16 protein-coding genes are annotated in these 18683 nt (G+C 70.3%); 5 read left to right on the top strand and 11 right to left on the bottom strand.

Features of this window, described 5'->3' with window-relative positions:
* The first annotated feature begins 20 nt into the window (after positions 1–20).
* The gene (locus ASD38_RS08055; RefSeq protein WP_056459172.1) at positions 21–1067 is read left to right on the top strand and encodes an SGNH/GDSL hydrolase family protein; all 1047 of its coding nucleotides are present in this window, start codon (positions 21–23) and stop codon (positions 1065–1067) included.
* Between the two features lie 26 nt (positions 1068–1093).
* On the opposite strand, the gene rnr is transcribed toward ASD38_RS08055, so the two are convergent.
* Complete coding sequence (gene rnr, locus ASD38_RS08050) at positions 1094–3418, bottom strand: ribonuclease R (RefSeq protein ID WP_056459168.1); 2325 nt, start codon at positions 3416–3418, stop codon at positions 1094–1096.
* A 179-nt stretch (positions 3419–3597) separates the two neighbouring features.
* Between rnr and ASD38_RS08045 the strand changes: the two genes are divergently transcribed.
* Positions 3598–4641, top strand: a complete 1044-nt coding sequence (locus ASD38_RS08045; protein ID WP_056459165.1) for an alpha/beta fold hydrolase — start codon at positions 3598–3600, stop codon at positions 4639–4641.
* Between the two features lie 3 nt (positions 4642–4644).
* On the opposite strand, the gene ASD38_RS08040 is transcribed toward ASD38_RS08045, so the two are convergent.
* From ASD38_RS08040 to plsY, 6 genes are all read right to left on the bottom strand, one after another.
* Positions 4645–5007 carry a hypothetical protein gene (locus ASD38_RS08040; protein WP_056441506.1) on the bottom strand — a complete coding sequence of 121 codons (363 nt, stop codon included), beginning with the start codon at positions 5005–5007 and terminating at the stop codon, positions 4645–4647.
* Positions 5008–5056: 49 nt separating this feature from the next.
* Positions 5057–7732 carry a type I DNA topoisomerase gene (gene topA, locus ASD38_RS08035; RefSeq protein ID WP_056459161.1) on the bottom strand — a complete coding sequence of 892 codons (2676 nt, stop codon included), beginning with the start codon at positions 7730–7732 and terminating at the stop codon, positions 5057–5059.
* A gap of 176 nt (positions 7733–7908) precedes the next feature.
* Positions 7909–8925 carry an alpha/beta hydrolase gene (locus ASD38_RS08030; RefSeq protein WP_056441500.1) on the bottom strand — a complete coding sequence of 339 codons (1017 nt, stop codon included), beginning with the start codon at positions 8923–8925 and terminating at the stop codon, positions 7909–7911.
* Between the two features lie 84 nt (positions 8926–9009).
* Positions 9010–10683, bottom strand: coding sequence for a M61 family metallopeptidase (locus ASD38_RS08025; protein ID WP_056441498.1), 1674 nt, complete (start codon positions 10681–10683; stop codon positions 9010–9012).
* 2 nt (positions 10684–10685) lie between these two features.
* Positions 10686–11786, bottom strand: coding sequence for a DNA-processing protein DprA (dprA, locus tag ASD38_RS08020; protein WP_056459158.1), 1101 nt, complete (start codon positions 11784–11786; stop codon positions 10686–10688).
* Positions 11786–12433 (bottom strand): glycerol-3-phosphate 1-O-acyltransferase PlsY, encoded by a 648-nt coding sequence (gene plsY, locus ASD38_RS08015; protein WP_056441492.1) that lies wholly within the window; start codon positions 12431–12433, stop codon positions 11786–11788. The genes dprA and plsY overlap by 1 nt, the downstream gene beginning before the upstream one ends.
* Before the next feature lie 253 nt (positions 12434–12686).
* Here plsY and ASD38_RS08010 point away from each other — a divergent pair, with 253 nt between their 5' ends.
* Positions 12687–13325, top strand: coding sequence for a glutathione S-transferase family protein (locus tag ASD38_RS08010; protein WP_056459155.1), 639 nt, complete (start codon positions 12687–12689; stop codon positions 13323–13325).
* Positions 13326–13548: 223 nt separating this feature from the next.
* Here ASD38_RS08010 and pyrC read toward each other — a convergent pair whose 3' ends face one another.
* From pyrC to ruvX, 4 genes are all read right to left on the bottom strand, one after another.
* Complete coding sequence (gene pyrC, locus ASD38_RS08005) at positions 13549–14850, bottom strand: dihydroorotase (protein ID WP_056441486.1); 1302 nt, start codon at positions 14848–14850, stop codon at positions 13549–13551.
* Positions 14847–14990 (bottom strand): hypothetical protein, encoded by a 144-nt coding sequence (locus ASD38_RS24170; protein ID WP_162252133.1) that lies wholly within the window; start codon positions 14988–14990, stop codon positions 14847–14849. The genes pyrC and ASD38_RS24170 overlap by 4 nt, the downstream gene beginning before the upstream one ends.
* Positions 14987–15988, bottom strand: a complete 1002-nt coding sequence (locus ASD38_RS08000) for an aspartate carbamoyltransferase catalytic subunit (protein WP_056459152.1) — start codon at positions 15986–15988, stop codon at positions 14987–14989. The genes ASD38_RS24170 and ASD38_RS08000 overlap by 4 nt, the downstream gene beginning before the upstream one ends.
* Before the next feature lie 161 nt (positions 15989–16149).
* On the bottom strand, positions 16150–16644 hold the full coding sequence (gene ruvX / locus ASD38_RS07995; RefSeq protein ID WP_056459149.1) for a Holliday junction resolvase RuvX: 495 nt from the start codon (positions 16642–16644) through the stop codon (positions 16150–16152).
* A gap of 200 nt (positions 16645–16844) precedes the next feature.
* Here ruvX and gatC point away from each other — a divergent pair, with 200 nt between their 5' ends.
* Both gatC and gatA read left to right on the top strand, forming a co-directional pair.
* Positions 16845–17132, top strand: a complete 288-nt coding sequence (gatC, locus tag ASD38_RS07990) for an Asp-tRNA(Asn)/Glu-tRNA(Gln) amidotransferase subunit GatC (protein ID WP_056441476.1) — start codon at positions 16845–16847, stop codon at positions 17130–17132.
* Positions 17133–17134: 2 nt separating this feature from the next.
* Complete coding sequence (gene gatA, locus ASD38_RS07985; RefSeq protein WP_056441473.1) at positions 17135–18607, top strand: Asp-tRNA(Asn)/Glu-tRNA(Gln) amidotransferase subunit GatA; 1473 nt, start codon at positions 17135–17137, stop codon at positions 18605–18607.
* The last annotated feature ends 76 nt before the right edge of the window (positions 18608–18683 follow it).

The following is an 18683-nucleotide window of genomic DNA, read 5'->3' as shown; positions in this document are numbered from 1 at the left end:
GCGCTTCGAAGGAGACTTGCTTGCGATTCCTGTTTCTCGCCGCCGTCGCGGCCCTGGCCCTGTCGAGCCCGGCGGCGGCCCAGACCGCCCTGACGCCCAATATCGGCGGCCGGGTCGTGGCCTTGCCCGAGGGCGGCTACGACTTCGGCTGGCCCGGCGTCTATTTCGAGGGGCGCTTCACCGGGCGCTCGGTCGAGGTGGCGGTCGATCCGCAGCTCGATCACCTGGCGGTCAGCATCGACGGCAAGGTCCGCACCGAGCTTGACCTGCCCGGCGTCGCGCGCATGAGCTTCGACGACCTGGGCCCGGGCGAGCATGTCGTTCGGGTGGACAAGCTGACCGAGAGCCAGACGGGCTCGGCGCGGTTCCTCGGCTTCACCGTCGGCAAGGGCGGCCAGGCCCTGCCGCCGCCGAGCCGTTCGCGGCGGATCGAGGTGATCGGCGACTCCCACACCGTCGGCTACGGCGTGCGCGCCGCCAAGCACAGCTGCACCCAGGCCGAGATCCACGACCTGACCGACACCAGCCTGGCCTTCGGTCCGATCCTGGCGCGCCGGCTGGACGCCGACTACCGGATCGTCGCCTTCTCCGGCCGGGGCGTGGTGCGAAACTACGGCGGCGCGGCGCCGGGCCAGTCCCTGCCGGTGCTCTATTCGCGGATGATCCCCGGCCAGGCCGAACCCAGCATGGATCCGGCGGAGGCCTGGCGGCCCGACCTGATCGTCATCGGCCTGGGCACGAACGACTTCTCGACGCCCGTCGCGCCCGGCGAGGCCTGGGCCGACGAGACGGCCCTGCGCGCCGACTATCGCCGGGCCTATGCCGCCTTCGTGCGCGACCTGGCCCGGCGCCAGCCCCAGGCGCGTTTCCTGCTGATCGCCGGGGACAGTTTCGCGGCCGATGTGGAGCAGGTGGCGAGCGCCGTCGACGCCGAGGCGCCGGGTCTTGCGACCCCGGTGCGGATCACCGGCATGGACCTGGGCGCCTGCGACTGGCACCCGTCGGTGGCGGACCAGCGGATGATGGCCGATCGGCTGGAAGAGGCGGCGAGAGTGGTTCTTCCCTAAACACCCTCTCCCTCTGGGAGAGGGTGTTATCTGCGCTTCCCCCGCCGCACGCCCTTCGGCAGCCCCCCGCGGGGCTTGATGGCCGGCTTGCCGCGGATGCCCAGCCTCGGCTTCGGCGCCTTCGGATCGTTCGGCAAGGCGTCGGTCAGCATCTCGAACAGCAGGCCGCCGGTCACTGGGGTGGCCTCGCGCAGCTTGACCTCGACCGCCAGGCCCAGCGGGAAGCGCTTGCCGGTGCGCTCGCCGACCAGGGCGTGCATGCGGTCATCGTGGACGAAATATTCCTCGCCCAGGGTCGAGACCGGCACCAGGCCGTCGGCGCCCGTCTCGTCCAGCTTCACGAACAGGCCGAAACGCGTCACGCCGGTGATCCGGCCGGCGAAGGTCGCCCCCACCCGGTCGGACAGGAAGGCGGCGATGTAGCGGTCGGTGGCGTCGCGCTCGGCGGCCATGGCCCGGCGCTCGGCGTGGGTGATGACCTCGGCGGTGTCCTTGATCTGTGAGATGTCCTGGTCGGTCAGGCCGTCGTCGCCCAGGCCCAGGGCGCGGATCAGGGCCCGGTGGACGATCAGGTCGGCGTAGCGGCGGATCGGGCTGGTGAAGTGGGCGTAGCGCGCCAGGTTCAGGCCGAAGTGACCCAGGTTGTCGCTGGAATAGTGGGCCTGCATCTGGGTGCGCAGGACCACCTCGTTGATGATCGCCGCGTGCGGGCTCTCGCGGGTGTCGTCCAGCAGCTTGTTGAAGCGCGCCGTGGTCGGGGCCTCGCCCTTGGACCACTTGACCTCCAGGGTCTGCAGGAACTCGACCAGGCTCATGACCTTTTCCTGGCTGGGCGTGTCGTGCACCCGGTAGATCAGCGGCGTGCGCTTGGCTTCCAGGCTTTCGGCCGCGCAGACATTGGCCTGGATCATCATCTCCTCGATCAGCTTGTGGGCCTCGAGGCTGGCGCGGCGGGTGATCGACTGGATCTCGCCTTCCTGGATGATGATGCGGCGCTCGTCGCTCTCGATGGCCAGGGGCGAGCGCTGCTCGCGGCCCTTGCCCATCAGGCGGAAGGCGGCCCACAGGGGGCGCAGGATCGGGTCCAGCAGCGGACCGGCCTTGTCGCCGTCCTGACCGTCGGGCGGGGCGACCCCGTCGATGGCGGCCTGGGCCTGCTCGTAGGACAGCTTGGCGGCGCTGCGCATCAGGCCGCGCACGAACTTGTGGCTCTTCTTGCGGCCCTGGGCGTCGAACACCATCCGCACGGCCAGGGTGGCGCGGTTCTCGCCTTCGCGCAGGCTGCACAGGCCGTTGGACAGGGTCTCGGGCAGCATCGGCTCCACCCGGTCGGGGAAGTAGACGCTGTTGCCCTTCTCGCGGGCGTCGCGGTCCAGGGCCGAGCCGGGGCGCACATAGGCGGCGACGTCGGCGATGGCCACCCAGACGATCCAGCCGCCCACATTGCCGGCGTCCGGATCGGGATGGGCGTAGACGGCGTCGTCGTGGTCGCGGGCGTCGACCGGGTCGATGGTCACGAACGGCAGGTCGCGCAGGTCGTCGCGGCCCTCCAGGGTCGGCGGCTTGGCCGCGCCGGCCTCGGCCTCGGCCTCTTCGCTGAAGCCGGTCGGGATGCCGTGGCTGTGGATGGCGATCAGCGAGGCGGCGCGCGGATCGTCCTCGCTGCCCACCACCTCCAGCACCTTGCCGAACTTGGGGCCGTAGCGGGCCGAGGCCGTGCCCACCTGGGCCAACACCAGGTCGCCGTCCTTGAGGTCCTTGGCCTCCTGCTCGTTGAGCAGCAGGCTTTCCTTGGACTTGCGGTCGACCGGCTCGACCCGGGTCTCGCGGCGAACCTTGCGGATGACGCCCAGCACCTTGTGGGCGCTCTGGCCCAGGCGCTTGATCAGCCGGGCCTCGGTCTCGCCGCTCTCGAGTTGCTCGAAGCGGACCAGCAGGCGGTCGCCCATGCCCGGCGCGCCGCCCGCCGAGGCGTCGCCCTTGCCCGGGGCCAGGCGCACCTGGGGCAGGTCCTCGCCGCCCTTGGTCAGGCGGACATAGAGATCGCCGTCGGCGTCGCGTTCCACCACGTCGACCACGCCGACCGGGGGCAGCGCCCCGGCCTCCGCGAAACCACGCCGTCCGCGCTTGCCCAGGGCGCCCTGGGCTTCCAGTTCGCGCAACATCTCGCGCAGGGCCCGGCGGTCCGCGCCCTTCAGGCCGAAGTGGCGGGCGATGTCGGCTTTGCCGGCCTCGCCGGCGTCGCGCAGGAAGGCGATCAGCGTCTCGCGATCGGGCAGGCCGGCGGGCGGCTTCGCGGTCTTGGAGGCGGCGGGGAACTTGGACGACTTGGGCGAGCGGGGTTTAGCCATGTCCCTGGCTTAACCCGGCAAGGGGGCGGATGGCCAAGGGAAAGGAACGCCGAACGCCGGGTTGACTATCGAAATTACGCACGTAATCTCGCCCGCAGATTACATGCGTAATTGGATTGGAAGCCATGATCTGTCGTGCGAAGTTTCTCCGCGGCCTCTCGGCCTGCGTTTCTCTCCTCATGGCCAGTCCGGCCTTCGCCAGTCCGCCGCTCGCGGAAAATCCCTACGCGATCACCACCCCCAACGGTGTCGATGAGGAAGACTTCGTCGAGATCGGCGGGATCAGGCAGTGGGTGACGATCCGGGGCGAGGACCGGGCCAATCCCGTGCTGCTGATCGTCGGCGGGACCCAGGTCGACGGGCCGGGCGCCATCCTCAGCCCCTATGTCCGCACCTTCCAGCCCTGGGAGAAGGACTTCACCGTCGTCCAGTGGGACCCGCGCGGCGCGGGCAAGACCTTTGTCGCGGCCGGCGGAACGATCGGTCCCGACCTGACGATCGAGCGGCTGGTTCAGGACGGCCTGGACCTGACGGGCTACCTGCGCCATCGCCTCGGCAAGGCGAAGATCGTGCTGCTGGGCGTCAATTTCGGTTCGACCCTGGGCGTGAAGATGGTCATGGCCCGCCCGGGGCTGTTCTCGGCCTATGTGGGCGCTGGGCAGATCGTGAAGCCCCGCGCCGAGCGCGAGCGCTTCGGCTATGAGCGTCTGCTGCGGCTGGCGACGTCGGCCGGCGACCAGGCCACGCTGGCCGACCTGAAGATCAGCGGGCCCGATCCGTTTCGCGAGCCCCGCGATCCCGCCCGGATCGCCGCCTTCCAAAGAGCATTCGTGAAGTATCGCGGTCCGGTGCCCTCCAACCCGATGCAGGAGGCGCTCAGCGCGCCGCACTGGACGGTCGCTGACCTCACCGCCGCCCAGGCCGCCGCGGCGCGGAACGATCAGGTCCTGGGACGCGCCTGGGGCGAGAGTTTTGACTACGCGTCGCTGGGGCCGCGCCTGTCGGTGCCCGTGTTCGTGATCCAGGGCGAGGAGGGGACCAGCGCGCCCGCGCCGATGGCCAGGGCCTGGCTGGAAGGTCTGACGGCGCCGAAGAAAATGTTCGTCAGCATACCGGGCGCGGGCAACCACGCCCTCGAGACCCACGCGGCGGACTATCTGGCGCTGCTTGACCGGCACGTCCGGCCGGTGGCGCTCGCCGCGGAACGGCGGCCAGGACGCTGAGCCCTAGTACAGATCCTCGATCCGCTGCGGCGGGGTCTGCGGCGGGGTTTCGGGCTTCTTCTCGGGCTCGGCCGCGACGGGCGGGGCCTCGACGACCGGGGCCTCCTCGGCGGGCGGGGCCTCGACCGCCTCGACCGGCTTGGGCTTGGGGGCTTCGACCGGCGGGGGCGGGGCGACCTCGGCGACCACCGGCGTGGCCTCGCGCACCGGCACGCCCGAAACCTCGGCCAGCGGCGCGGTCGACACCGCCTCGCGGTCGTTCTTCTGCAGGGCGTTCTTGAGGCCGAACGCGAAGCCGCCGACGCTGACCGCCGACAGGATGACGACCACGACAGGCAGCGGCAGAGGGCGTTCGAGCGACGTCATGAGCCCAGCTTAACCCCCAATTTTCCTCCGACCAAGCGGCCGAGGCGCGTCACGCCTCGGCCTTGGCCTTCTTCGCGGCGGGCTTCTTCGCCGCCGGCTTCTTGGCGGCCGGTTTCTTGGCCGCCGCCTTCTTGGCCGGAGCGGCGCCGTCGGCCGCGACGGCTTTCGCCTTGGCCGGGGCCTTCTTCACCGCCGCCTTCTTGGCGGGCTTCTTGCCGCCGCCGCCCTTGGCGACGCGGTCGGCGATCAGGGCCACGGCCTCGTCCAGGGTCAAGGCCGCCGGATCGGCGCCCTTGGGCACGTTGGCGTTGGTGTCGCCGTGCTTGATGTAGGGACCGAAACGACCCGACAGCACGCGGATCGGCTTGCCGTCATCCGGGTGATTGCCCAGCTCGGCCAGGGCCGCGGCCTGGCCGCGTTGCGGACGCCCGCCGCCGGCCCGCTTGTCGGCCAGCAGGGCCACCGCGCGGTTTAGGCCGATGTCGAAGACGTCTTCCGGGTTCTCCAGATTGGCGTAGGTGCCGTCGTGCAGCACGAACGGCCCAAAGCGGCCCAGGCCCGCGGTGATGATCTTGCCGTCGTCCGGGTGCTTGCCGACCTCGCGGGGCAGGGACAGCAGGCGCAGGGCCTTTTCCAGGTCGACCGCCGCCGCCGTCCAGCCCTTGGGCAGGCTGGAGCGTTTGGGCTTGTCGCCGCTGTCGGCCGCCGCCGGCTCCTCGACATAGGGACCGAAGCGGCCGTTCTTCAGCCACACGGCGCGGCCGGTCGCCGGGTTGATCCCCAGCTCCTTGTCGGCGGCCTCGGCCTCGCCTTCGCCCTCGCTGGTGGCCAGCTGGCGGGTGAAGCGGCATTCGGGATAGTTCGAGCAGCCGATGAACGCCCCGAACTTGCCGACCTTCAGCGACAGCATGCCCGTGCCGCAGGTCGGGCACAGACGCGGATTGGAGCCGTCGCCCTTGTCGGGGAAGATGTGCGGACCCAGCGACTCGTTGAGGGCGTCCAGGACGTTGGTGGTGCGCAGCTCGGCGATCTCGCCGACCGCGGCCGCGAAGTCCTTCCAGAAGTCGCGCAGGAACTGCTTCCAGTCCAGCTTGCCGTCCGACACCAGGTCCAGCTGCTCTTCCAGGGCCGCGGTGAAGTCGTACTCCACGTAGCGGCGGAAGAACTGCTCCAGGAAGGCGGTGACCAGCCGGCCCTTGTCCTCGGGGATGAAGCGCTGCTTCTCCATTTTGACATAGGCGCGGTCGCGCAGCACGGTCAGGACCGAGGCGTAGGTCGAGGGGCGGCCGATGCCCAGCTCTTCCATCTTCTTGACGAGGCTGGCTTCCGAATAGCGCGGGGGCGGCTCGGTGAAGTGCTGGTCGGCGCGGGCGTCCAGCACCTTGGCGCTGGCGCCTTCCTCGATCATCGGCAGGCGGGCGGAGTCTTCGTCGCCCTCGTCGTCGCGGCCTTCCTCGTAGACGGCGAGGTAGCCGGGGAACAGCACCACTTGGCCGGTGGCGCGCATGCCGGTCTGGCCGTCGGCGCTCTCCAGGTCGACGGTGGTGCGCTCGATGCGGGCGCTCTCCATCTGCGAGGCGATCATCCGCTTCCAGATCAGCTCGTACAGGCGGGCCAGGTCCGGCTCCAGCCGCAGCGAGGCCGGATTGCGGTTCAGGCTGGTCGGCCGGATGGCTTCGTGGGCCTCCTGGGCGTTCTTGGCCTTGGCCTTGTAGTAGCGCGGGGTCTCGGGGACGTAGGGCGCGCCGTAGACGTTGCCGATCACGCTGCGCGCCTCGGCGATGCCTTCCGGCTCGACCGACACGCCGTCGGTCCGCATGTAGGTGATCAGACCGACGGTCTCGCCGCCGATGTCGATGCCTTCGTACAGCTTCTGGGCGGCCTGCATGGTGCGCTGGGCCGAGAAGCCCAGCTTGCGCGAGGCTTCCTGCTGCAGGGTCGAGGTGGTGAAGGGCGGGGCGGGCGAGCGCTTGCCGGGCTTCTTCTCGACCGCGGCGACCTTGAAGGTGGCCTTCTGCACGGCGGCCTTGGCGGCCAGGGCCGAGCCCTCGTTGCCCAGGTCGAACTTGGTGAGCTTCTTGTTCTCGTGCTTGACCAGGCGGGCCAGGAACGGCTCGGCGCCGGCCGTGACGTCGGCCTCGACGGTCCAGTATTCCTGGGTCTTGAAACGCTCGATCTCCAGCTCGCGATCGACGATCAGGCGCAGGCAGACCGACTGCACGCGGCCGGCCGAGCGGCTGCCCGGCAGCTTGCGCCACAGGACGGGCGAGAGGGTGAAGCCGACCAGATAGTCCAGGGCGCGGCGGGCGAGGTAGGCCTCGACCAGTTCCATGTCGATGTCGCGCGGATGGGCCATGGCCTCGAGCACCGAGGCCTTGGTGATGGCGTTGAAGGTGACGCGCTGGACGGTCTTGTCCTTGATCGCCTTCTTCTTCTGCAGCACCTCCAGCACGTGCCAGCTGATCGCTTCCCCTTCGCGGTCGGGGTCGGTGGCCAGGATCACGCCGTCGGCGCCCTTCATGGCGTCGACGATGTCGCCGATCCGCTTGGCGGCCTTGGCGTCGACTTCCCAGCTCATGGCGAAGTCGTTGTCCGGTTCGACCGAGCCGTCCTTGGACGGCAGATCGCGGATGTGGCCGTACGAGGCGAGAACCGTGTAGCCGGACCCGAGGTACTTGTTGATGGTCTTGGCCTTGGCCGGGCTCTCGACGACGACGACGATCATTAGGACCTTGATGCCTGGGAATTGGGTTCGCCCCCCAGGCGAACCAGGGCGACGAGGGCCGGAAAGTGGGGGCGTCGCCCGGGGTCTGTCAACGGCGGCCGTGGCCGACGGCGCATTTGGTTCCCGGCTCTCTCTATAGAGAGAGGAATATTTCGCCCTGGGCCACGGCCGGGCGCCTAGGGCTTCGGCGGCGCTTTGCGGGCCGCCTCGACCACCGATCGGACGGCGTCGACCACGACCTGGGGGGCGTCGTACTGGATCATGTGCCCCGAGGCCGGGACCGGCTGGAACCGGCCCTGGGTCGAGCGCGCCGCCAGTTCGCGGTTCAGGCGATGCTTGATCGTCCGGTATTCGTCCCATGTGGGCGGCGGGCTCGGCGGCTTGGTCGGGTCCGACACCAGCACGACCATCGGCAGGGCGCCGAAGTCCCGCTGCCGGGGTCCGGCCTGGGCGGAATCCAGGCTGTCGCCGTTGTCGTCGGTCAACATGCTGCGGATTTCCGAGATATTGGCCTCGATGTATTTCGCCTTGCCCCAGCGCCTGTTGACCTCGTCGTGGACGGCGGGATCGAAGCCGGGCGGGTCCTCCAGGCAGTCGGCCGGGTTATGGCTCGCCGTCAGGTCGGCTTCCCGCGCGGCCTTCAGGCAGACCTCGCTGTCGGCCAGCGACTCGATCGTGCGTTTGCGGCCTTGATCCCAGAGCGAGCCAAAGGCGCGTCCGTCGCCCGGATGCGCCGGATCCATCAGCACCAGGCCGGCCACCCGCTCGCGGTGCAGGCTGGCGAAGTGGGTGGCGTAGAGCCCGCCCAGCGAATGGCCGACCAGCACGACGGGGCCCTGGATCGGCGCCTTGTCCAGAAGCAGGGCCAGATCGGCCGCGATATTGTCGGCGTCGGACGGCCGCCGGGCCGCGTCGCTGAGGCCGTAGCCGGCCCGGTCGTAGGCGCAGGTCCGGGTGAAGGCCGCCATGCCGGCCTGGACCTTGCGCCAGGCCAGGCTGTCGCCGCCCATGCCGGATTCCAGAATGACGGTGGGAGCGCCCTGGCCCAGGCAGACGAGGTTGAGATGGCGGCCGGGCTCGACCTCCACCGCCTGGTGCGTGCCGGCGTAGAAGTCGGGTCCGAGGCCCTGGGCCATGGCGGAACAGCCGAGCGCGGCCAGCGCCAGGCCGGCGACGACGCCGAAAAATTTCATGGAGGCTTCCCCCTGAACGACAATTCTACGTTGTAGTCGCGAACGGGGCCGGTCAAGCCGGGATCGGCCGGCGGAGCCTCGGGCTCATGGACGAAAGTCGCACAGGCCAGGATCGCTGGCCGCCGCGGGGTTCAGGACCAGCTGCTGGTAGGCGACCGAGCCCTCGCCCTGGGGCAGGAAGCGGACGGTGCGCGCCGCGCTCTCGGGCGTGTCCTTGATCCTCAGGTCGTAGGGCTGGAGCGCGTCGCCGTTCACGCCCGCCCGCTTCTCGACCACGATCGCGCCTTCGCGCAGGCCGGCGCGGGCGGCGGCGCTGCCGGGGCGCAGGCCGGCCGCCGTCATCACCCCTTGGGCGTCGACCTGGGGCGTGAAGCCCAGCTCGAAGACCGGTCGGGTCACCTGCAGCACCTGCGCGCAAGGCGCGAAGGCGTCGGCGGGCAAGACCAGGGGAAGGCCCTGGTCGATATGGGCCCGGATGTCGCCGCGCACCTCGACCCCCAGGCCGGCCGCGGCGTCGGCGATCAGTTCGGCCAGCGGCGCGTCCTGACGGTGCGGGAAGGCCTCGGCCTGGGCGCGGACGGCGGCGTCGAGGCCGGATCCGGCCCGACGCAGCCGCTGGTCCCACAGCACGGCCAGCAGGGCCCCGCGCTGATAGGCCAGCTTGTCGGCGTCGGTCCAGAAGCGGTCGGCCGCCTGGGCGCCCGTGAGGGTCTTGACCGGCGAGAGGTCGTAGTCGCGCAGGGTCTGGTTCCAGGCCGCCGCGAACTGGGCGGGGGTGATCAGGCGCTCGCGTTGCAGCAGGCGGCGGGCGTAGAAGTCGGTGAAGCCCTCGCTGAACCAGTAGCCTCGCGGTCCGATCACCTTGCCCAGCCGTGCGGGGTTCCAGGCGTGGAAGATCTCGTGGGCCAGCAGCAAGCGCAGGTCGTCCAGGGTCATGCCGGGCGTGGCGACCATGGCGAAGCCGCCGGCCTTGCCGGTGCCGACGAACACCGCGCCGGACTCGGCCGCGATGGTCGAGGCCGTCACCAGATAGGGCGTGTCCAGGGCGTCGCCGAAGAAGCCGCGTTCGGCCCGCAGGATCGTCGCCAGCGCCTTGGCCAGGGCGTCGTCGTCGAACGGAAAGCGGCCGCGAACGGCCAGGCGCACCGGGCCCGCGCGGACGACGCGCAAGTCCTTGCCGCCGATCAGCACGGTCTGTTCGACGGCTTGATCGTCTCGGGCGTCCTCCAGGTTCGAGGCCAGGCGATACTCGGCCGGCCAGCCGCGCCAGGCGAACCGGACCGGGGCCGCCTCGCGCCCGTCGATCGTGATCAGAGCGCTCTCGCCATCGACGTAGAACCAGTCGGGGCGCACCCAGGGCTCCGCCGGATAGCCGTCCGATTCCGCCGGGTCGTGATCGATCGCCGAGCGGACGACATAGCTCAGGGCCAGGTCCTGGCCGGGGCGGGACCGGACGAGCCGGCCGTCGGGACCATCCTCGACGACCTCGGACGCGCCCTCGACCCGCACCTCGGCGAGATTGCGCCACAGCGTGTCGTGACCCATCCAGCGGCTCGGCAGGGACAGGCGGGTCTCGCCGTCCGGGTCGGCCTTGAAGGCGACGCGGACGTCCAGGGCGACCAGTGCATCCTGCTCGAAACGCGGCGAGACGGCGTAGGTCACGGCGGCGTCCGGCGCGGCGAAGGCGGGCGGGGCCACGGCCAGGGCGATGGCGGCGATCCGTCGTTTCCAGCCTTGAATGATGTCCCCCTTCGGCAAGTCTAGATCCCCGCCACCATCCCGCCCGGCAACAGCTCGGCCCGCTCGGCCAGGGCCAGCTCCACCAGCGCGGCCATCACCGCCGAGGTCGGGGCGCGGGTGGCGCGGACCAGCTCGTCGCGGGAGACGGGGGTGGGGGAGAGCAGGCGGGCCACTGCTTCGCGCAGGGCGTCGTGGTCGATGTCGGCGCCCTCGCCCTCGTCCGCATAGGGCCGCTCGCGCTCGCGCAGGTGGGCCTGGCCCGACAGCGAGCGCAGCACGTCCTCGACGCCCTCGCAGAGGATCGCGCCCTGGCGGATCAGGTCGTTGGGGCCCTTGGCGCGCGGGTCCAGCGGCGAGCCGGGCACGGCGAACACGTCGCGGCCCTGCTCGGCGGCCAGGCGGGCGGTGATCAGCGAGCCGGACTTCAGCTCGGCCTCGACCACGATCACGCCCAGCGACAGGCCCGAGATGATGCGGTTGCGGCGCGGGAAGTCCTTGGCGATGGCCCGACGGTCGGGTGCGCTCTCGCTGACCACGCAGCCGCCTTCGCCGGCGATGCGGGCGTGGAGGTCGGCGTGCTCGGGCGGGTAGATGTCGCTGACCCCGCCGCCCAGCACGGCGATCGTCCCCGTGGCCAGGGCGCCTTCATGGGCCGCGCCGTCGACGCCGCGCGCCAGGCCCGACACCACCACATAGCCGTGCCGCCCCAGCTCGGTCGCCAACTGGCGGGCGAAGCGCTGGCCGCCGGCCGAGGCGATGCGGGCCCCGACGATGGCCAGGCTGGGCTGGGACAAGAGCTCGGCGTGGCCCAGGGCCCACAGCACCGGCGGCGGCGGGTCCAGGGCGGCTAGGCGCGGGGGGTAGTCCGGTTCGCAGGCGCAGATCAGCCGCGCGCCGAGGCGCTCGCCGCTCTCCAGTTCCTGAAGGATCTCGTCCTCCGGCGGCGGCCGCAAAGGCGAGGCGCGGCCGGCCCGACGGGCCAGGTCGGGCAGGGCCTGCAACGCACGTTCGGCCGAGCCGAACCGTGAAAGCAAATGGTCGAAGGCGACGGGGCCGACCGTCTCGGTGCGCGCCAGCCGAAGCCAGGCCAGGCGCTCGCTGTCCGAGAGGCCCCGCGACATCAGCCGGCGGAGGGCGGCGCTTCGGCCGTCTTCTTCTCGCCGATGCGGGGCTCCTGGCCCTTCAGCAGCCGGCCGATGTTGTCCTTGTGGCGGATGAAGATCAGCACGGCCATGAACAGGCACAGGCCCAGGAAGGGATAGGCCTGGTCGGTGGCCAGGGCGAAGGGCGCGGCCATGGCGGCGGCGACCAGGGCCGCCAGCGAGCTGATGCGGAACAGGGCGGTCACGACCAGCCAGGTGACGGCGGCCAGCAGGCCCACCGGCCAGCAGGCGGCCAGCAGCACGCCGTAGAAGGTGGCCACGCCCTTGCCGCCCTTGAACTTCAGCCAGACGGGGAATAGGTGGCCGGTGAAGGCCGCGCCGCCGGCCAGGGCGATGATCGCCGGATTGCCGTGGGTCAGCCAGCGGGCCAGCAGCACCGCGACCACGCCCTTGCCGGCGTCGCCGATCAGGGTGATGGCCGCCAGGTCCTTGCGGCCCGAGCGCAGCACGTTGGTGGCGCCGATGTTGCCCGAACCGATCTGCCGGATGTCGCCGGCCCCGCCCAGCCGCGTGGCGATCAGGCCGAACGGGATCGAGCCCAGCAGATAGCCGCCGAGGATCGTGAGGCCGAGGGTCAGGTAGACGGCTTGGGCGAGATCTTGCACGAGTTACGACCTATGGATGTGGTGAAGCTGCCCGGCGGAGCGGGCATAGGGCAAGGGCGAAAACGCCTGTTTCGACTTTTATAGCGGCGCCGTCGGCGGGGACCACATCGTTTTCCCCGGCGGCTCATGTCCGGCGTCGGATATCTGTTGGTCGGAGAAGGGCGTTGATCCGTTTCCAACCGCGTCGGATGTCGCCAAGGTCCGACCCGGTCCGCGGCGGGTTCCGCGACCACGACAGGAAAGGCTTGCCGCGATGAGCGAACTGATCATCTGGACCTACGACTGGGTGCCTGAAGGCCCTCGCGGCTTTGTGCGGGATCTGAGGCTGAGATGGGCGTGCGAGGAAGCCGAGCTGGCCTACGCGGTCCGAACGATCCCGTTCGATGGTCGCGAGACCAACCATCTCGAGCGCCAGCCTTTCGGCCAGGTTCCGTTCCTGAACGACGGAGCGCTGGAGATCTTCGAAAGCGGCGCCGGGCTGCTGCACCTGGCGCGGAAAAGCGAAAAGCTCATGCCGCCCGATCCCGTCGGCGAAGCGGAAACCCTGCAATGGACCATCGCCGCGCTCAACTCGATCGAGATGGTCACCGTCCCGTGGTGGTTCCTGAACATTTGCGGCGATGAGAACAACGGCCTGACCGGCTGGGTGGGCCAGCGCCTCGACCATGTCGAAAAGATACTGAGCGAGCGGGAATGGCTCGCGGCCGACCGCTTCACCATCGCGGACCTGCTGATGGCGGACGTGCTGCGCGTTCCGAAGGTCCGCGCCCTCGGCGACAGGCCGGCGACCGAGGCCTATGTGGCCCGCGTCACCGATCGCCCCGCGTTCAGGAAGGCCCAGGCCGACCAGGTCGGTCTCTTCGAGGCGGCCGACGCGAAGAGACCGGCATAGGGGGCCGCCGCTGGGGACATGCTCTCACGCCACGGCCCTGGCCGGGTTGCAGAGGGCTCGCCGTGAGAGCGTGTCCCCAACGGATCCGCTGAGTTCGCGGCTCTTGGAGCGGAACGGCCTGGAAGCGTCGTGGATGTCATTGGGGACAAGCACTCACCCCCTATTCGCGGATCGATGGGCCGAGGCCTTGCCGTGAGAGCATGTCCCCGGCGGACAGGCGGCGCTACCCCTCCGCCCGGTGCACCACGCGGCCGTCCACCAGCGTCATCAGCACCTGGCCCTGCAGCCGGCGGCCGTCGAACGGCGAGTTCTTGGATTTCGACAGCAGCTTGCCGGCGTCGATGATCAACGGGGCGTCGAGGTCGCACAGCACCAGGTCGGCCGGGGCGCCGGGGGCGATGCGGCCCGACTGCAGGCCGATCAGGGCGGCGGGGGCCAGGGTGACGGCGCGAATCAGGTCGACCAGGGCCAGGCGCTCCTCGTGATAGAGGCTCAGCAGGGCCGGCAGCAGGGTCTCCAGGCCCACGGCGCCTGGGGCGGCCTCGTCATAGGGCAGGCGCTTGTCCTCGGCCGGGGCCGGGGCGTGGGCGGACACGACGATGTCGATCAGGCCCGAGGCCAGGGCCTCGATCAGCGCCTGACGGTCGTCCTCGCCGCGCAGGGGCGGGGTGACCTTGGCGAAGCTGCGGTAGTCGCCGATGTCCAGTTCGTTGAACGACAGGTGGTTGATCGAGACGCTGGCGTGGATGCGCAGGCCCTTGGCCTTGGCGCGGGCCAGGGTCTCCAGGGCCTGGGCGCTGGTGATCTGGTCGACCAGCAGGCGGCCGCCGGTGGCCTCCAGCAGGGCGACGTCGCGCTCCAGCATGATCCGCTCGGCCATCGGCGAGATCGAGGGCAGGCCCATGCGGCCGGCGAATTCGCCGCCGACCGCGGCGCCGCCCTTGGCCAGCCAGGGATCCATCGGGCGGTGAGCCAGCAAGGTGTCGAAGCCCCTGGCATAGGTCAGGATGCGCTGCATGACCTTGCTGTCGACGATGGGCTTGTCGGCGTCGGTCACATAGACGCAGCCGGCCTCGCGCATCAGGCCGATCTCGGCCATCTGCTCGCCCATCAGCCCCTTGGTCGCCGCGCCGGCGCACAGGATGCGGGCGGCGTCGATGTCGCGCGAGCGGCGCAGGATGAAGTCGACCACGCTGGGATCGTCGACGGCCGGATCGGTGTCGGGCTGGACGACGAAGCTGGTCACCCCGCCGGCCGCAGCGGCCCTGGCGGCGCTGGCCAGGGTTTCCTTGGTCTCGGCCCCGGGCTCGCCGGTCTTGACCCGCAGGTCGATCAGGCCGGGAGCCAGCATGGCCCCGCCGCAGTCGATGACCCGGACGTCCTTGCCGAGCTTGCCGAACTCACGGCCCTTGGCGACGTCCGAGATCACGCCTTCGGAGACGATGACGCCGCCGGGGCCGTCATAGCCGCTCTCGGGATCGACCAGGCGGGCGTTGATCAGGGCGAGGGGTTGGGGGGCGTTCATGCGGCGGTCTCGGTCGAGCGCGGTGCGTCCTTCGAGGCCCGCTGCGCGGGCGCCTCAGGATGAGGAACTCTGTTGCTGCTGAATCCCTCATCCTGAGGTGCGAGGCGCAGCCGAGCCTCGAAGGACGCAGGGCCTCTCATTGGCCGTTCTCCTCGAGCCGGTGGGCAAGGGAGGCCAGGACGGCCATGCGGGCGGCGACGCCCATCTCGACCTGGTCCTGGATCAGGCTGATCTCGGGATCGTCGGCGACGTCGGAATCGATCTCGACGCCCCGGTTCATCGGGCCCGGGTGCATGACCTTGGCCTTGGGGGCGGCGCGGGCCAGCTTCTCGCGGTCCAGGCCGTAGAAGCGGAAGTATTCGCGGGTCGAGGGCACGAAGGCGCCCTGCATGCGCTCCAGCTGCAGGCGCAGCATCATCACCACGTCGGCCCCGGCGATGCCGGCCTTCATGTCGTGATGGACGGTCACGCCCCAGCGCTCGGCCTGGGCCGGCATCAGGGTGGGCGGTCCGACCAGCCGGACGCTGGCGCCCAGGGTGTGGAGCAGGGCGACGTTGGAGCGGGCCACGCGGCTGTGCAGCACGTCGCCGCAGATCGCCACGGTCAGGCCCGACACCCGGCCGAAGGCGCGGCGGATCGACAGGGCGTCCAGCACCGCCTGGGTCGGATGCTCGTGCTGGCCGTCGCCGGCGTTGATCACGCTGCCGCTGACTTTCTGGGAGAGCAGGCTGGCCGCGCCCGACGAGGCGTGGCGCACGACCAGCAGGTCGGGGCGCATGGCGTTCAGGGTGACGGCGGTGTCGATCAGGGTCTCGCCCTTGGTGATCGACGAGGTGCGCGGGCTCATATTGACGACGTCGGCGCCCAGGCGCTTGCCGGCGATCTCGAAGCTGGACTGGGTGCGGGTGCTGTTCTCGAAGAACAGGTTCATCAGCGTCCGCCCCTTGAGGATGTCGAGGGACTTGGTCGTCTGGCGATTGAGGGCGACGAAGGCGTCGGCCAGGTCCAGCAGATCCGTGGCCTGCAAGGCGTTCAGGTCGCCGGCCGAGAGGAAATGGCGCCGGGGGAACGAGAAGATGCGCTTGCGGATCGTCTCGATCGGGTCGGCGGGCTCATGGGGCGGGGTTTTGGCCGTCATGAGTGGGCGTCATAGGCGGCTTTGGGCGGGGAGGGAAGGATTCGTCGGTCGCGGTGCGTCCTTCGAGGCCCGCTGCGCGGGCGCCTCAGGATGAGGAAGACTGTGCTGAGGTCCTCATCCTGAGGTGCGAGCCACAGGCGAGCCTCGAAGGACGGACCACGCTAAAAGCCCTTGCCGGCCGCCTCGTTGATCCCCCGGATCCGCTCCAGCGCGCCCTGCAGGATCCAGCCGGCGGCCATCTTGTCGACGACCTCGGCGCGGCGCTTGCGGTTGACGTCGTGCTCGTCGATCAGCACCCGGGTCACCGCCGCCGTCGACAGGCGCTCGTCCCAGAAGGTGATCGGCAGGTGGGGCTGCAGGCGCAGCAGGTTGCGGCCCAGGGCGCGGTTGGACTGGCAGCGCACGCCCTCGGTGCCGTCCATGTTCATCGGCAGGCCGATGACGATGCCGGCCGCCTTGCGGCTGCCCATCAGCTTGAACAGCACCTCGGCGTCCTCGCTGAACTTGGTCTTCTTGATCAGGGCCAGCGGGCTGGCGACGGTCAGGGTGACGTCCGACACGGCCACGCCGATGGTCTTCTCGCCCGGGTCCAGGCCGACGATCGGCACGAAGTCGGGGAGGGCGGCGGCGAATTCGACGATGTCTAGGACGGGCATGGACCCACTCTTACGTCCTCATCCTGAGCTTGTCGAAGGACGAGGACGACGCACGGCGCGTCAACCTCGTCCCCCTGGCTTGCTTCGCCAGCCAAACTCGGAGGGGCGACAAGCTCAGGATGAGGTTGAAAGCCAAAGCCGCGCCTTGAAACCAAGACGTATGACGGCTAACCCACACGCTCGAATTTCAGGAGGCCCCCATGGCCATTGACGCCGCCACCGTGCGGAAGGTCGCGCGGCTCGCGCGCATCGCCGAACCCGAAGAGCGCATCGAGGCCCTGGCCCAGGAGCTCAACGGCATCATGACGTGGATCGAGCAGCTGGCCGAGGTCGACACCGACGGGGTCGAGCCGCTGACCAGCGTCGTGCACGCCGGCCTGCCGCTGCGCGACGACGTGGTGACCATGGGCGGCGACGCCGACATCGTCACCGGCAACGCCCCCAAGTCGGTGGGCGGCTTCTTCGTGGTCCCGAAGGTGGTTGAATAGCAATGACTTCGCTGACCTCTCTCACCCTCAAGGGCGCGCTGGACGGGCTGGAGGCCGGGGACTTCACCTCGGTCGAGCTGACCCGCGCCCATATCGAGGCCGTCGAGGCCGCGCGCGGCCTGAACGCCTTCCTGTACGAGACTCCCGAGAAGGCCCTGTCGATGGCCGCCGCCTCGGACGCCCGACGCGCGCTTGGCGCGGCCGGCCGCCTGGACGGCGCCCCGCTGGGCATCAAGGACCTGTTCTGCACCGACGGCGTGCCGACCACGGCCGCCTCGCGGATCCTCGAGCCGTTCGTCCCGCACTACGAGTCGACCGTCACCAGCCAGCTATGGCGCGACGGGGCGGTGATGCTGGGCAAGCTGAACCTGGATGAGTTCGCCATGGGCTCGTCCAACGAGACCAGCGCCTACGGCCCGGTGATCAATCCCTGGCGCAAGTCCGGCTCCAACCAGGCCCTGACCCCGGGCGGCAGCTCGGGCGGCTCCGCGGCCGCCGTGGCCGCCGACCTGTGCCTGGGCGCCACCGCCACCGACACCGGCGGCTCGATCCGCCAGCCGGCCTCGTTCACCGGCACCGTGGGCATCAAGCCGACCTACGGCCGCTGCTCGCGCTGGGGCACGGTGGCCTTCGCCAGCTCGCTGGACCAGGCCGGCCCGATCGCCAAGACCGTCGAGGACGCGGCGATCCTGCTGACCTCGATGAGCGGCCACGATCCCAAGGACTCCACCAGCCTGAACGTGCCGGTGCCGGACTTCGCCGCCTTCGTCGGCAAGTCGGTCAAGGGGCTGCGGATCGGCATCCCCAAGGAATACCGCGTCGACAACATGCCGGCTGAGATCGAGAAGCTGTGGGCCGACGGCATCGCGTGGCTGAAGGAGGCCGGCTGCGAGATCGTCGAGATCAGCCTGCCGCACACCAAGTACGCCCTGCCGGCCTACTACATCGTGGCCCCGGCCGAGGCCTCGTCGAACCTGGCCCGCTACGACGGCATGCGCTACGGCCTGCGGGCCGAGGGCGCGAACCTGACCGAGGTCTACGAGAACACCCGCGCCCAGGGCTTCGGCGACGAGGTCAAGCGCCGCATCCTGATCGGCACCTACGTGCTGTCGGCCGGCTATTACGACGCCTACTACCTGAAGGCCCTGAAGGTGCGCCGCCGGATCGCCGAGGACTTCGACAGCGCCTGGGAACGGTGCGACGCCATCCTGACCCCGACGGCGCCGTCGGCGGCGTTCGGCCTCGGCGAGAACAGCAACGACCCGATCGCCATGTACCTGAACGACGTGTTCACGGTGACGACCAACCTGGCGGGCCTGCCGGGCCTGTCGCTGCCGGCCGGCCTGGACGCCAACGGCCTGCCGCTGGGTCTGCAGATCATCGGCAAGCCGCTGGACGAGGGCACGGTGTTCTCGGTGGCCGGCGCCATCGAGAAGGCCGCCGGCTTCACGGCCAAGGCCGACAAGTGGTGGTGATCCGCCGCTAGGCCGATCGGACAAGAAAAAGGGCGGCCCCGCGAGGAGCCGCCCTTCTTTTTTTGCTACGCCACTC

The organism is Caulobacter sp. Root487D2Y, assembly GCF_001427165.1.
Taxonomy (GTDB): domain Bacteria; phylum Pseudomonadota; class Alphaproteobacteria; order Caulobacterales; family Caulobacteraceae; genus Caulobacter.
The sequence above is the reverse complement of the archived record's forward strand: the minus strand, read 5'-3'. Positions and strand labels throughout refer to the sequence as shown.

Excerpts from the sequence above, each read along its gene's own strand:
- ASD38_RS08010 (WP_056459155.1), top strand. The coding sequence starts at position 12,687 with ATGAGCGAACTGATCATCTGGACCTACGACTGGGTGCCTGAAGGCCCT.
- ASD38_RS08040 (WP_056441506.1), bottom strand. The coding sequence starts at position 5,007 with ATGACGTCGCTCGAACGCCCTCTGCCGCTGCCTGTCGTGGTCGTCATC.
- ASD38_RS08045 (WP_056459165.1), top strand. The coding sequence starts at position 3,598 with ATGGCCAGTCCGGCCTTCGCCAGTCCGCCGCTCGCGGAAAATCCCTAC.
- rnr (WP_056459168.1), bottom strand. The coding sequence starts at position 3,418 with ATGGCTAAACCCCGCTCGCCCAAGTCGTCCAAGTTCCCCGCCGCCTCC.
- ASD38_RS08000 (WP_056459152.1), bottom strand. The coding sequence starts at position 15,988 with ATGACGGCCAAAACCCCGCCCCATGAGCCCGCCGACCCGATCGAGACG.
- ASD38_RS24170 (WP_162252133.1), bottom strand. The coding sequence starts at position 14,990 with ATGAGAGGCCCTGCGTCCTTCGAGGCTCGGCTGCGCCTCGCACCTCAG.
- topA (WP_056459161.1), bottom strand. The coding sequence starts at position 7,732 with ATGATCGTCGTCGTCGTCGAGAGCCCGGCCAAGGCCAAGACCATCAAC.
- pyrC (WP_056441486.1), bottom strand. The coding sequence starts at position 14,850 with ATGAACGCCCCCCAACCCCTCGCCCTGATCAACGCCCGCCTGGTCGAT.
- ASD38_RS08030 (WP_056441500.1), bottom strand. The coding sequence starts at position 8,925 with ATGAAATTTTTCGGCGTCGTCGCCGGCCTGGCGCTGGCCGCGCTCGGC.
- dprA (WP_056459158.1), bottom strand. The coding sequence starts at position 11,786 with ATGTCGCGGGGCCTCTCGGACAGCGAGCGCCTGGCCTGGCTTCGGCTG.
- ruvX (WP_056459149.1), bottom strand. The coding sequence starts at position 16,644 with ATGCCCGTCCTAGACATCGTCGAATTCGCCGCCGCCCTCCCCGACTTC.
- gatC (WP_056441476.1), top strand. The coding sequence starts at position 16,845 with ATGGCCATTGACGCCGCCACCGTGCGGAAGGTCGCGCGGCTCGCGCGC.
- gatA (WP_056441473.1), top strand. The coding sequence starts at position 17,135 with ATGACTTCGCTGACCTCTCTCACCCTCAAGGGCGCGCTGGACGGGCTG.